Annotated in this window: 11 protein-coding genes and 1 pseudogene; 3 read left to right on the top strand and 9 right to left on the bottom strand. The window is 37.2% G+C overall.

Annotation, left to right across the window (positions count from 1 at the left end; translation table 11 throughout):
• Positions 1–223: 223 nt before the first annotated feature.
• From tnpB to BN3261_RS16160, 5 genes and pseudogenes are all read right to left on the bottom strand, one after another.
• Complete coding sequence (gene tnpB / locus BN3261_RS16180; RefSeq protein ID WP_059086285.1) at positions 224–1,321, bottom strand: IS200/IS605 family element RNA-guided endonuclease TnpB; 1,098 nt, start codon at positions 1,319–1,321, stop codon at positions 224–226.
• Positions 1,321–1,743, bottom strand: coding sequence for an IS200/IS605 family transposase (tnpA, locus tag BN3261_RS16175; protein WP_059086761.1), 423 nt, complete (start codon positions 1,741–1,743; stop codon positions 1,321–1,323). The genes tnpB and tnpA overlap by 1 nt, the downstream gene beginning before the upstream one ends.
• A gap of 128 nt (positions 1,744–1,871) precedes the next feature.
• Positions 1,872–2,333: pseudogene (locus BN3261_RS16170) on the bottom strand (virulence RhuM family protein); the annotation flags it as partial.
• A gap of 87 nt (positions 2,334–2,420) precedes the next feature.
• Positions 2,421–4,172 carry a recombinase family protein gene (locus BN3261_RS16165; RefSeq protein WP_268872679.1) on the bottom strand — a complete coding sequence of 584 codons (1,752 nt, stop codon included), beginning with the start codon at positions 4,170–4,172 and terminating at the stop codon, positions 2,421–2,423.
• Positions 4,165–7,137, bottom strand: a complete 2,973-nt coding sequence (locus tag BN3261_RS16160) for a TOTE conflict system archaeo-eukaryotic primase domain-containing protein (RefSeq protein ID WP_110925840.1) — start codon at positions 7,135–7,137, stop codon at positions 4,165–4,167. The genes BN3261_RS16165 and BN3261_RS16160 overlap by 8 nt, the downstream gene beginning before the upstream one ends.
• 355 nt (positions 7,138–7,492) lie before the next feature.
• Between BN3261_RS16160 and BN3261_RS18055 the strand changes: the two genes are divergently transcribed.
• Together BN3261_RS18055 and BN3261_RS16150 are read left to right on the top strand one after the other, a co-directional pair.
• The gene (locus BN3261_RS18055; RefSeq protein ID WP_009245306.1) at positions 7,493–7,678 is read left to right on the top strand and encodes a hypothetical protein; all 186 of its coding nucleotides are present in this window, start codon (positions 7,493–7,495) and stop codon (positions 7,676–7,678) included.
• Positions 7,671–8,279 (top strand): hypothetical protein, encoded by a 609-nt coding sequence (locus tag BN3261_RS16150; protein WP_055157105.1) that lies wholly within the window; start codon positions 7,671–7,673, stop codon positions 8,277–8,279. Before BN3261_RS18055 ends, BN3261_RS16150 begins: the two co-directional genes overlap by 8 nt.
• Positions 8,280–8,326: 47 nt before the next feature.
• Here BN3261_RS16150 and BN3261_RS18105 read toward each other — a convergent pair whose 3' ends face one another.
• Positions 8,327–8,461 (bottom strand): hypothetical protein, encoded by a 135-nt coding sequence (locus tag BN3261_RS18105; RefSeq protein ID WP_005348500.1) that lies wholly within the window; start codon positions 8,459–8,461, stop codon positions 8,327–8,329.
• Positions 8,462–8,711: 250 nt separating this feature from the next.
• On the opposite strand from BN3261_RS18105, the gene BN3261_RS16145 reads away from it, so the two are divergent.
• On the top strand, positions 8,712–10,958 hold the full coding sequence (locus tag BN3261_RS16145) for a tetratricopeptide repeat protein (protein WP_059086760.1): 2,247 nt from the start codon (positions 8,712–8,714) through the stop codon (positions 10,956–10,958).
• A 37-nt stretch (positions 10,959–10,995) separates the two neighbouring features.
• Here BN3261_RS16145 and BN3261_RS16140 read toward each other — a convergent pair whose 3' ends face one another.
• The 3 genes from BN3261_RS16140 to BN3261_RS16130 are packed head-to-tail and all read right to left on the bottom strand — an operon-like array spanning position 10,996 to position 13,595.
• Entirely contained in the window at positions 10,996–11,868 is an 873-nt protein-coding gene (locus BN3261_RS16140) for an ATP-binding cassette domain-containing protein (protein WP_005348496.1), read from the bottom strand.
• A gap of 3 nt (positions 11,869–11,871) precedes the next feature.
• Positions 11,872–12,528, bottom strand: coding sequence for a hypothetical protein (locus BN3261_RS16135; protein ID WP_008705633.1), 657 nt, complete (start codon positions 12,526–12,528; stop codon positions 11,872–11,874).
• Positions 12,525–13,595, bottom strand: a complete 1,071-nt coding sequence (locus BN3261_RS16130; protein ID WP_006857839.1) for an ABC transporter permease subunit — start codon at positions 13,593–13,595, stop codon at positions 12,525–12,527. Before BN3261_RS16130 ends, BN3261_RS16135 begins: the two co-directional genes overlap by 4 nt.
• Positions 13,596–13,634: the final 39 nt, after the last annotated feature.

The following is a 13,634-nucleotide window of genomic DNA, read 5'->3' as shown; positions in this document are numbered from 1 at the left end:
TTTTCTTACCCTCTTTTATTAAATATATTATAAAAGAATTATATGCTTTTTTATTCTTCTTGTAAAGCAATGTTTTTTGACACTCCCCACAGCTAAAGCAGGGGGATTCTTGCTTCTCCCACTACTGCATTGGCAAACACCTTACGGTACTGCAATGTCTTACACAGTGTCCACAAGCTATATTTATACTGTTCCCGTATGCCCTACGGTACAGTTTTTATCTTTATGCAGACTGCATCTGCAGTCCTTTTTTCAGAATATTGATACTTGCATTCGTATCCCGGTCATGAACCGCATGGCATTTGGGACACTCCCAGATACGAATGCCCAGATTTTTTATCCGTGGATTTCTGTAGCCACAACAGCTGCAGGTCTGACTGCTCGGATACATCGTTGGTACTCTGTGAATTTCATTTCCATACCAGCCAGCTTTATATTCCAGCATTTCAAAAAATTTTGCCCAGGAAACACTCGCTATCGATTTTGACAGTTTATGATTCCGGATCATCCCCTTAACATTCAGATCTTCAATACAGATGGTTTGGTTTTCACGCACCAGCATCGTTGACTGTTTCTGCAGGAAATCATTCCGCTGATTGGTTACTTTCTCATACACTCTTGCCACCCTGATCCGCTGCTTCTCGCGGTTATGGGAATCTTTTTGTTTTCGGGAAAGCCTGCGCTGTTCTCTTATGAGTTTTCGCATTGAGCGTTCCAGATATCTGGGATTTGATACCGTATTTCCATTACTGTCGGAGTAGAACGCTTTGATCCCGACATCAATCCCTATCGTTCCCCCAGCATTTGAGCGTGGTTCCGGTTCAAAATCAACATTTAAAACCGCAAAATATTTTCCAGCCGGTGTGTGCTCAATTATCACGTGATTAATCTTTTCCACTTCCATCGACTGCCGTATTTTAACAAATCCAAGTTTCGGAAGTTTGATATATCTTCCCACAATACGAATATTATCTTTTTGATTTACCGTTCTGTATGACTGGAACCGGTTATGTTTACTTTTGAAGGTTGGATAGGAAGCCCGTTTCTGAAAGAAATTCACAAATCCCCGGTCGAGATCCCGCAAAGACTGCTGTAATGCAATGGAATCTGCTGCTTTCAGAAAGGCAAACTCCTCTTGCTTTTTCAGTTCAGTCAGCATGGCGGAAGTCTGGGAATAGCCGATCTTTTCCCCATTTTCATAGCCTTCCTTACGCATGGCAAGTCCCCGGTTGTAGATGAACCGGCAACATCCCAGGGTCTGATGGATGAAGTTTTTCTGTTCTCTGTTCGGGTAGATCCTAAATTTAATTCCTTTTTGCATTATCCCATCTTATCCTTTTGTCTCTGCGATGTTTTCTGGTTTTCAATATACTGTTTTACTGTTTCCAGCGGAGCACCGCCCACCGTCGATACAAAATAGCTGTTTGTCCAGAGAGTCGGCATTTTCGTTTTAAGATAGGGAAATTCCTGTCTTAAAATTCTGGACGTATAGCCTTTAAATGACTTTACAGCTTTGTGGATGCCAAACTGAGGATCTACTTCCAAAAGCATATGAACATGATCTGGCATGATCTCCATTTCCAGAATGTCTACAGAAAGATTTGTAGCATACTCTGTGAGCAGCTCCTTCAGCCGGACGTCCACACCGTTAATTAATACTTTTCGTCTATACTTTAGACACCATACTACATGGTATTTACAGGAATAGACGACATTGTTGTTTGATTTATATGTTGTGTTCATATTTGTATTATACTATGGTTTATTAGTTAATACAATTACTATTTTGTCCATCTTCAATTACTTGCATAAATTCGATGGACGCGTCTTATATCCCCATAGCGGAAGCAAGGAGTTTTACGACGCATTGGATAAAACACTTTCTCGGATGCACGAATATCACGGATTCTCTCCAACAATTCCTTGAAATATCCACCGCCACCTAGATTTTTCAAACGATCATCATCTAAAGCAAAACCTTTTCTCATGTATTCTTTTAAAATCCCAGTTGCCCAAATTCTGAACTGTGTTCCCTGTTTTGATTTTACACGATAGCCAACAGAAATAATAACATCAAGATTGTAATAGTCTACATTGTAAACTTTTCCATCAGAAGCAGTTGTTGCAAATTTTGCAACAACTGAATCCCGCTGTAATTCACCTTCTATAAATATATTTTTAATATGTCTGGAAATGGTTGATTTATCTCTCTGAAACAATTCTGCCATCTGATCAATGGACAACCAGACGGTATCACCATCAAAAGTAGTTTCAACTTTCGTCAGACCATCCTCTGTCGTATAAATAATCATATCTGCTTTTTCTTTGTCCATAAATTAATTTTCCTCCAAAATCAGATACATTATCAATGTGAACAATTTAAAAAATAGAAATTCAACACAGCCACTATGACAAAATCATTATTCTGCATCTTTACCATTTATAATACGGTAGTAATCATCCATATCCACGCTGAGTTTTACCGTAGTATCTGGTTTTCGGTTGCTCAAGAGGCACACGGTCTCAACGGTACTTTCGTTGTCCCAACAAAGTTCCTGTATTTCCCTGTCTCCAAAATACACCGGAAAACGGAACTTTATGTGCTTCAGGAATCTGCCATCTGGCTGCTCCTGCTCGTAAATGTCCACCTGTTCTACAAAGCTATTAAGAAATTCTTTTTTCTCCAGGTCGGTGAACTTATCATATAGTTTATCAAAATATAAAAGAAATTGATAGACGTTTTCTTCTGATATTTTCTGTTGCCGGATATTCAGCAGGCGATTCTTAACTTCTTCTATACTATTCTCCACGCCTTCAATTTCATCATATAGACGATATAAGCGTGTCTCCATATCCTGATATTTCTTTTCATAAAATTTATCCATGATATCCAGACTATCCATCTGCTGTCCAAGTCTTGCTTTTGCTCCGGTCAGTTGCCTGTGCTGTTTTTCCAGTCTTTCAATCTCTTTTTCTATTTCTTCTGTATCTATTCTTGAACCGATTTTATTCAGAATTGCTTCTTCAAATTTCGGATTCTTCACCAGCTTCCGAATAACTTCTTCCACTGCATTGTTAATCTTCTCCTCGCTCCATTGTTTACGATATCCACATTTATGACCATCTACCAGGCGACGATGTTTGCAGGCATAATAGAAATAATCCTTATATAAGGTTCCGTCTTTCTTTTTCTTTCGGTTCACGTTTCCATACATACCACTTCCACATAATGGGCATCTCAATATTCCGGATAAAATATGCTCATGATCGAAACTATGTGTCTTTTCATATTTCACACCTGTTTTTTCCCGTTTTTGATGTGCCAGCTCCCAGTCTGTTTCTGAAACAATCCCTTCATGGATACCATCGTGCAGCATATAATTTTCCTGCTTTACAATGCGGTATTCATTTCTTGTACCAGAAACTTTCTCGTTTTTCCTTCGTCCATAAGCCAGCTTTCCACAGTATACCGGATTATCCAGAACGCCCTTTATAAATGAAGCGGCAAATGCGTCCAGTGTATTATTCTGTCGTTTTTTCTTTTTGTATCCATGCTGGTTCAGCCATGCAGCAATCGCAGAGATTCCCATATTGGTATGAATAAATTTGTCATAGATCAGACGAATAATCTCTGCTTCGTCCTCTGCAATCTGCAATTCTCCATTTACTAATTCATAACCATACGGAGCAAATCCACCATTCCATTTTCCTTCCCTGGCTTTCTGCTTACGTCCTTCCATTGTCTGAACAAGGATATTCTCTCGTTCGATCTCTGCCACCGCAGACAGAACAGAAATCATCAGCTTTCCACTATCTTTTGAGCTGTCAATTCCATCTTCTACACAGATCAGATTCACTCCAAAATCCTGCATCCTCTGCAAAGAATTTAAAACATCTGCCGCATTACGACCAAATCTGGAAAGCTTGAACACCAGTACAAACTGCACCTCATCTGTTCCATTCTCAATATTATCCAACATTCTCTGAAATTCCGGTCTGCCCTCTACGCTTTTTCCAGACTTACCTTCATCGGAATACTCATTTACGATTTCCATGTTCTGAAATTCCGCATATCTCTCGAGTTTTTCTTTCTGAGCATCCAGACTGTAGCCATCTACCTGCATGGTTGTGGATACTCTGGTATAGATATCACATTTTATCTTTTTATTCACTTTTCCTCCTCTCCTCAGAACATCCCAAAGCAATTTCCAACAATTCCGTTGCAACTTGTGAATTTCTGATACGCATTAAGTTATCCCAGACATCAGCTTTTCCAAGTAGATTCATCCCACCATGCCATACTATTTCATCATCAATAACGGCAAAATATTCTTCTACTTCTGTTCTTGTTATCACATTTATTCCTACCAATTGCATTGCTCTGATTAATTCATAACATACATCTGACTTTCCGTAAGTAATATCTTCCGGATCTGTTGTAATAACTGTGACCTTTACCCCTACTTCCTGTCTCTTCTTGACTAGTAATAAAAATCTGTCAATTTTATCCTGTCTGATATCCGGACTGGAAATTACCACCATTTTTTCTGACTCTACAATATCTTGCTCGAATTTTTCGGTATAATTTACAGAATCAAATATTGCATTTATTATTTGTTTAGGTTGCAACTCTTGCGTCCAGATTGAAAATCCCATTTTCCTATATGTTCTCAATCTTTTTGCATACATTTTATCAAAATAACGCACATGCGAATCGATATAATCATACACATAAACGGCTTCTTTTCCGACATAATCTCTGTTTAATCTACCTACATACTGTTCCAGGCGTCCTTCAAAAGATACAGGTGCTGCAAGCATTAATACATCCAGTCTTGGGAAATCAAACCCTTCTCCTATTTTCTGACCAGTTGCCACCAAAATAAGCGATTCATTTTCAGGTATCTGCTTTAATTTTACTCTTATTTCAGCATTTTCCTTATCCGAATTATCCCCATACAGAAGGAATACATGATCTGCTTTTTTCTTTAAGGCATCATGTAAAAATTTTGCATGTTCCTTAAATCTTGTCAAAATTACAGGAGTTTGTTTTCTTGCAACACAAGTTATAACATCATCTATGATCATTTCATTGCGCACCTTACTGGTACTAATCAAATTATATGCTTTATTAATATTATCCTTGCTTTCTGCAGTATCAACTACTCTTGTGTATCTTGGGACAAAATAATGTCCAATCCCCTGTTCCTTAGCCCTCTCCAATGCAGTAAATCTATGTCTCAAAGGTCCTAACAGCATATAGATGATCCGATCAAGACTGTCACCACGTTTAGGTGTAGCAGAAACACCATATACGTATTTTGCATTTATTTTCTGCAATAATTCCATAGATGTGTTAGAAGCTGCGTGATGACATTCATCCATAATTACCATTCCGTAAGAATTAATCCGTTCATTAAATTTTCCTCTGCTGTACATTGAACCAACCATTGCAACATCTATAATCCCTGTCAATGTATTTTTATTTCCGTGCAAAACGCCTATCACACTATTTCTTTTTTTCTTTCTTCCTGTTTTTGTTTCATATTCCGGTGGTTCTTCTCTTATCTCTAAGAAATGATTCAATTCATCAACCCACTGATTAAGCAAATCTTTATTTTGCAGCAAAATGAGCGTATTTACTTTTCGCTCTGCAATAAGGTAACTACATACTACAGTCTTTCCAAATGCAGTTGCCGCACTCAAAACCCCATCTGAATGTGATAATAATTTTTCTGCTGCTAATTCCTGTTGCATTCGCAAATCACCTTTAAAAGATACTCTGATAGGTTGTCCTGTTTCTCTTTGATCTGAAACATCAACTGAAATGCCTGCTTTTTCACATTCCTGTATAATATTTTCCCGCAGTCCTCTCGGAATCTGTATATATCCATCTATATCCTTACCTAAATATACAGTACTGAAATTATAATAATTAGAATATCCCAGCCTTTTATTTTTGTAAAATTCCGGATTATCAAATGCCGCCAAACTACGGACCTGATTTTGTATTCTTGGCATAAGATTCAGAGTATCAATATAAACTCCATTGCCCAATACCATATGAAGCTTGCCCACAACATCTGACTTACAAAACTCACATTTCTTCTTCCATGGTTTCGGTCTGACATTCTTCTCAATATTAGTAAGCGTTCCTCTGACTTCTGCTAATTCTCCCTGCCATTTTGCCATGCATTGTTCAACATCTTCTATTCCCAGCTTTTTTGTTTTATTGAAAAGAGCATCCCATTGATCAGGATATGCATTCCAATTTTCATCTACAAAAGCACTATTTCCATTTTTAAGTGCCTGCCCCTGTAATGGCAATGCAATCAAATTACCTATGCTGCTTGCCACATCCTGCGAAGGATACATTCTATCATAATAATGAAAAGATTTCAGATTGATGGAAGTTGAACCCTTGTCTAACAGGAGAAATCCAAAATTCCTTGCTGTTGCCGCAGATATTGCCTTTTTAAAGAAAATCCATACATGGGCACCTTTTCCAGATCGAGATCTCTCAACTAAAGGTCTGATACCATTAAGCTCACACATTTTTCTAAGCGCATCCACTTCTTTATGCCACTCATTATCCGTATTTGCAAAGTCCGTAACCTCTGCTCCTTTTTCATGATTATCAAAATCAAATACAATAAATCTGCATGTTCCATTTGGCAGTAAAGGATATACACCTATTACATCTGATCCATCTTCTTTTGTGCCTAACAAATGAGCAATTATTTTTTTTACATCCAGACTTATCCATTTGGTATTTTCACATTCATCACAAAATACCTTCTCTTTACGTTGTTTAGGACAAAGCCGGTCATTCCAACGATTTGCACATTGTGGAAAATAACCCCCGTTCTTTCCCCGTCTGGCATATACATCTTCTCTTCCCCAAAACATCGAAAAGAAACGTATTGCCATTTTCTCTGTAATATATGGCGGATTTACAATACGACTCCCTTGATCCAGGTCATATTCTTCTGCACTTTCTATTTTTTCTTCAAAAGGATTCACCTCTTCATATGAAATGCCTGCTTTCTTCAATTTATCTTTTAATATCTTGTTCTCATATTCAAGCAACCTAACCATTTTTCTCAATGAATCAGCATCATATGCTTCTATGTTCAAACCTTCCACCTACAATTCTTATTATCTCGTAACATAACTTCCATTCAATGTCCCAACTTAATTTTAGTACTTGTTCCAACTATTTTCAATACTTATTTTCCGTATTGACGCATTTCTTCGCCAATCGTATAATTAAGTTAGATACAGAGCATTTCTGTTATCAAAATATTGCCCGCCCACCATTGGCGACTTATAAATGATTGGCTCGAAAATATTGTTCGCTTACCGGAAGCGTCTAATAAATGTCCGGCTTGAAAATTATTTAGAAATTATTTTTGTTTTCGATATTGTGTTTTTATCACACATTGCATATACTATAAATACACAAAAAAGCCAAAAAAGAGGAGGTGTTAGTATGGCTACTTCAAGTATTACTCATAATTTTGTCGTATCCAATCCAAATAGCATAAAGCGTTTTGTCGCAGCAATTGACGAAGCCGACCGTGACCGCACACCAAAGCAGACACTTCCCGGACGTCAGTTAACGAACCCACAGGAAATCTTAGCTTTAATGTCAAAAAGGAAGAAAAAACATGTCTGATAAATATTTTACCGTTAATATTCGGGCATATTTGGATAAAGACGAACCGACATATATCGGAGAGGAAAGTCTTTACGACTTACTCTCCGATTTTTCTTGTCCCAAAAATCTCGATGTGGAATACTTTTTATTACATAATGCGATTGAGTTTACCAAAAAAGATCAATCTATCACTTATCTGGTATTTGATGCTGAAGATGCTTCATTGGTTGGTTATTTTTCACTTACAGTAAAACCCATCTCTGTCCGTGCTTCAAATATCAGCAAGACAATGGCAAAAAAGCTGTCCCGTGTCAGTATTTTGGATGAAGAAACACAATCCTATACTACCGCAGCTTACCTGATCGCCCAGTTGGGAAAGAACTATTCTCTTCCAAAGGAAAAACGAATTCCTGGAAATATTCTACTGGGATTTGCACTGGAAACCATATCCAGTCTCAAATATTCCGTAGGTGGCGTTATGGAGTTTCTTGAATGCGAAGATAATGAATTTCTTCTGAGCTTTTATACGCAGAATCATTTCAAGCCATTTGATACTCGTATTACCGCTTCTCAGAATAATGAGCCACACACTCTGCATCAGCTTTTAAAATTTATTTGATTTAAAAATGCATGAAAAAAGCGACAGTCTGATTTACATTTTGTATTTCAGGAAACTGCCGCTTCTTTTTCTTCCTTATTCTGTTTTTCTTCCTCCAACTCCCGGAGGACTTCAGCGCCGTACTTATCAATCATCCGTACCAGAAAATCAATGCACCGCTCAAATTCAATATTCTGTTGCATAAGCTCCTCCCGTTATTGTTTTGATCTGAGCTTATTTTACAGAACCTGCCGGAAAACCACATTGAATAGAAATTGATTGTAAATTGACACAATCACTTTAAAAATATCCGTATTTTCTTGAATCGAATGTATGTTCGTGTTATGATAGATATACTTAATCTTAACTACGAAAGGGGAATTTCTATTGAATCGATGCGATTTTTCTTCTATTAGCACTTGCTTAAAAAATCATATCAGCGAAAGTAATCAAATGAGTCAGCCTGATTTTTTATACGAATTATTTGAAGATTTTATGGATGATCCGACAAATCAGGATTTTTCAATGGACAACGGTCTGGTTTGCCGCTGGATGACTGGTCAGGCTAAAATCAGTCCTAAAATATCCGCTTACTATTCCAAGTCATCCAATCAGGAAAAATTAGCCCATACCATCCACCAGAATCTTCTTCCACTGATGTCTGACTGTAATATGGTTATACAAGATATTTACACTTTATTCATTCAGGATGACAGCATCTCAGATGCGAAAAAGAAAAATCTGACTCCCTTATATAAACCAGCCAGTTCAAGACTGCTGTTTCTTGCAAAACTGATTTCTTTTGGCATGGAACGCCAATTCATCAAACGTAATACCAAAAATCAGAAGCTGCTCGCCGGAGGCGCTTTATCCCCCATTGTGCTGGATTATATTATGGACAGTGAGGTTCCGAAACCATGCCGTCATTTTATCGGAAGAGATAAAGAACTGGAAGAATTATATACCATGCTTGAGGAAAACCGTCATGTTTTTCTTTGCGGAATCGCCGGAATTGGAAAAAGTGAACTTGCCAAAGCCTACGCAAAGCGGTACATAAAGCAATACACCAATATCCTTTATGTAGAATATACCGGCAATCTTCATCAGGATATTACTGACATGGATTTTATTGACGATCTTCCGGAAAGCACTGAACAGGAACGGTTTCAAAGACATAACCGTTTCCTGCGTTCCCTGAAATCTGATACTCTGCTTATCATAGATAATTTTAATGTCACTGCCACACAGGACAGCTTTCTGTCAGTAGTATTAAAATATCGCTGCCAGATTTTGTTTACAACCAGAAGCAAACTGGATGAATACTGTACTCTGCCATTAAAAGAAATAGAGGATATGAACGCTCTCTTACAGCTGGCATCAGCATTTTATTCAGAGGCAGACGCATACCGTGCAACAGTTGAAAAGATCATCGAAACTGTTCACTCTCATACTTTTGCCGTGGAACTGGCAGCAAAACTTCTGGAAAATGGAATCTCGACTCCAGACCAGTTATTAACAAGACTTCAGGTGGAAAAAGCATCTTTCCATAACGAAGATAAAATTAAAATAATCAAAGATGGACAAAGCAGCAAAGCCACCTATTATAGTCATATCCATACGCTGTTTTCTTTATACACTTTATCTCTTAAACAGCAGGATATCATGTGTAATATGTGCTTTCTTCCTTCCACCGGTATTTCTGCCCGTATATTTGCCAAATGGCTGGAACTGTCCACACTAAATGAAATCAACGATTTAATTGAGACTGGTTTCGTTCAGACAACAACACGTCGCACTATCTCTCTGCATCCGATGATTCAGGAAATCACCCTTTCAGAGACAAAACCATCTGTAAGTAGTTGTCACACGTTTCTGGATTCTTTACAGCACATATGTTTAATGCATGGAATGGAAGTAGATTATTATAAAAAGCTATTTCAAACAATCGGAAATATCATAGAATTAATTGAAAAAGATGATATGCCAAAGTATCTGCTTTTTCTGGAAAATGCATTTCCATACATGGATAACTATAACTATCACAAAGGTATGAAGGGAATCATTCAGGAACTGAAGGTGCTGTTAAAGACAAAAAGCATTGGCACCAACTCTGACCGGGCGTTATTACTGGATTTTCAGGCAACCCTTGAAACCAAACCTGAAAAAGCAATAAAACTGGAAAAAGATGCACTTGCCCAGATAGAAAATATCACTGCTGACAATGCTCGCCTCGTTTCTAACCTTCATGCCAATCTTGGAGGACTTTACCGCATGAACGGTTATCCCGATCTTGCAAGAGAACACATGGAAAAAAGCATCTCACTGCTTGACCAATTTAACCTGCTTCATATAAATGACAGCATACCTCAGATTGCCAATTATGCAATGTTCCTGACAGAACAGCAGGAACCCGAAAGAGGCATCTCTGAATTGCAAAAATTATCCGGCATCATCAAGGAATACCATTCCGATGACTGTCTGGATTATGCCAAAGTACAGGAAACCCTTGGAACCATTTATCTGATGACTGCCAATCTTCCGCAAGCCAAAACACATTTTAAAAGAGCTTTCAAAATATATGAAAAGATCTGGGCTGATGAACCAGAAATGATTGAAGCAAAATATCAGGAAATTCAGGAGTTATATCCACAGATTGGATTTTGCATTGGAAAAAAACTATCCGGTCTTTTAACAAAATAAGCATAATTTACGGCGGGCAACTTGCCCGCCGTTATATTCAACTATTCGTCAAATAAATATATGCATCTTCCAAAGTGATATCATTATCCAGGACACAATTCTCATTTGGCTTTCCTTTGCTTAATACTTTCATATGAATTCCATTTTCTACATACTGCTTAGATGATATAGAATAATTGGCTTCTAACAAACGGGCTTCTTCTGCATTTTGTACCGTACAATTCCAAACACAGCCCTTTGCATTTTCCAGCAACCCACTCACGCTTCCAGAATATAAAAAACTTCCCTTTTTCATAATGGCAAGCTGTGTACAGGTTGCTGCTAAATCTTCTACTACATGAGTGGAAAACAGCACAGTTCTATCCTTTGAAAAATCAACCAAAAGATTGCGGATCCTGATTCTTTCTTCCGGATCTAACCCGGTGGTAGGTTCATCAATAATCAAAAAATCCGGATTATTAAGAAGTGCCTGTATGAGTCCGACACGTCTCTTCATACCACCAGATAATTGCCGCATTTTTTTATTCTGATGCTCTGTAAGAGAAGTCTTTTCCAGATAATAGGTAATTCTTTGTTCGAGGTCATTTCTGGCTACTCCTGACAGTCCCCCCATATATACAAGACATTCTTTCACCGTAAGATTCGGATATAAGTCGATTTCCTGTGGAAGATAACCAATCTTTTTCTGTATTTTCTCATAATTTCCCTCGTTATACAGAATTCCATCAAGGGAAACCATTCCTTCCGTTTGTTTTAAAACAGTTGTAAGAACCCTCATCAAAGTGGTTTTTCCGGCACCATTCTCACCCAAAAGTCCGTAAATTCCCTTAGGTATTTCAAGAGATGCCTTATTTACTGCAACTACACCATTTTTAAATCTAACTGTTAAATCATTTATTCTAATACTCATAATCTATCCTCTTTTCTTTAAAGTCATTGGTAATACTGCAAATAAAAACAGCCCCGCTATAAAAGACACAAGCGTTCCATAAATCCAACTCTCGGACATTAATTGAGTAGGTTCACAAAAGCTGAAAGAAAACAATCCCAGATTTCCGAAAAATGAACTTCCCGCTTTTGATATAAGTCCAATGACAATTCCAAATAAACATCCAATACCTGCCCACATATTTCGAAGCAATGTACACAAAATCACAGAGCATATACTCCAAAGCCAGATAGTTCCAAACATTGCAATGAAATATAAAAGAAATATCTGAATACCCGAAATGCCTTCGTTTACACTGCCCGGTTTTTGCCAGAAAAACAAAACATATCCAACACAGGAAAGTATTAATAAATATAATATTTGAACGCCCACTCTCTGCGATATTACTTTTAACTGCTTTTTTTGATCATACAAATGAAATACATCGGCACGCTTACTTTTTACTTCCATCAAATATGTGTCACTACAAAAAATAATTGTTAAAAATGCTATTGGCGACTGAATCGCTGAACCGATTTCTTCATAGTATATAATCGGATGAATAGCACACAATATCAGTATAAATGCACATGAATAAAAAATCTTATATAACGACAGGCAGTTTTTTAGTTCCGTTTTCAATGAACCCTCCTCCTTTTCCAGATTGTAACAGAAATACATACTAATATAACTGATGAAATTACAAGAATAATCTGATTTATGTTTGACATTTTGGCTACATGTGTTTCAAAAAATCTGCCAGGGAATCGCACCATAATAGAGAACGGTCTCATATAATAAATATCATTCTTCATGGTCAGCATATTTGAATATATAATGTGTAAAAACAAGATTGGTGCTGCCGGAAGCGGATTTTTAAATATTACTGCTGTAATTGTATAGACACAACATATCATCAAAAGATTCGGAATAATATAGATCAGAGAATTCACGCAAAAATCAATTGGTGTTACTGGAAAGCCCGATTCTAAAGACGTTTTCAAACACAGCATAAAGAATATAACATTCAAAATCACTAATACTCCCAGCATACTAATGAATCCGCTTATTACTTTCCCACATATATATTGGACTGCCGTAACAGGCTTTGTATGTAACAATTCATAGGTACTTTTTCGTGTATCCTGAATAAATAAAAATGATAGCAAGACTGTTGCAAAAAAGGCCATATGCAATCCTGCAAAATCCGTAAATTTTTTGGCAAAGTACCAGGAAAAAGAATGTTCGGATAATTTCCGCTCGATATAATGATTGATTTCTTCTGCTGTCCCCTTATGAATTTCAAGGTCCTCATAAGCATATATTGCATTATAATAGCCATATTGGGATTCCAAAAACTCAGAAGCAGTCTTTACATCCATATTCTGAATTTCTTTCATTACATGATCTGCTTCCTGCCTGCTAAATCCAAAACCATTTTTGGAGGTGTCCATTAACGTCTCTTTGATCGTATCTTCCCACTCCCTTCTTCTTTCTTTATCATCAGATGTGGGAATGTACCCATCCATGACATCAGCATCTTCCAATGCTACGTCATTTTGTGTGATCTGTTCATTCTGTTTGATATAATGAATTTGCAAATACGATGACAGACATTGATACATACTGGCAACTATAATAATCAAGCCAATCCACAAAACAGGGTTCTTTAAATAATCAAGTATACTTCTTTTTATGATTGTTTTCATTGTATCTCTTCCTTTCTTTATTTCTTTAACAACATCATA

The organism is Blautia massiliensis (ex Durand et al. 2017), assembly GCF_001487165.1.
GTDB classification, from domain to species: domain Bacteria; phylum Bacillota; class Clostridia; order Lachnospirales; family Lachnospiraceae; genus Blautia_A; species Blautia_A fusiformis.
Note: the sequence above shows the minus strand (reverse complement) of the source record. Positions and strands in the feature narration are given on the sequence as shown.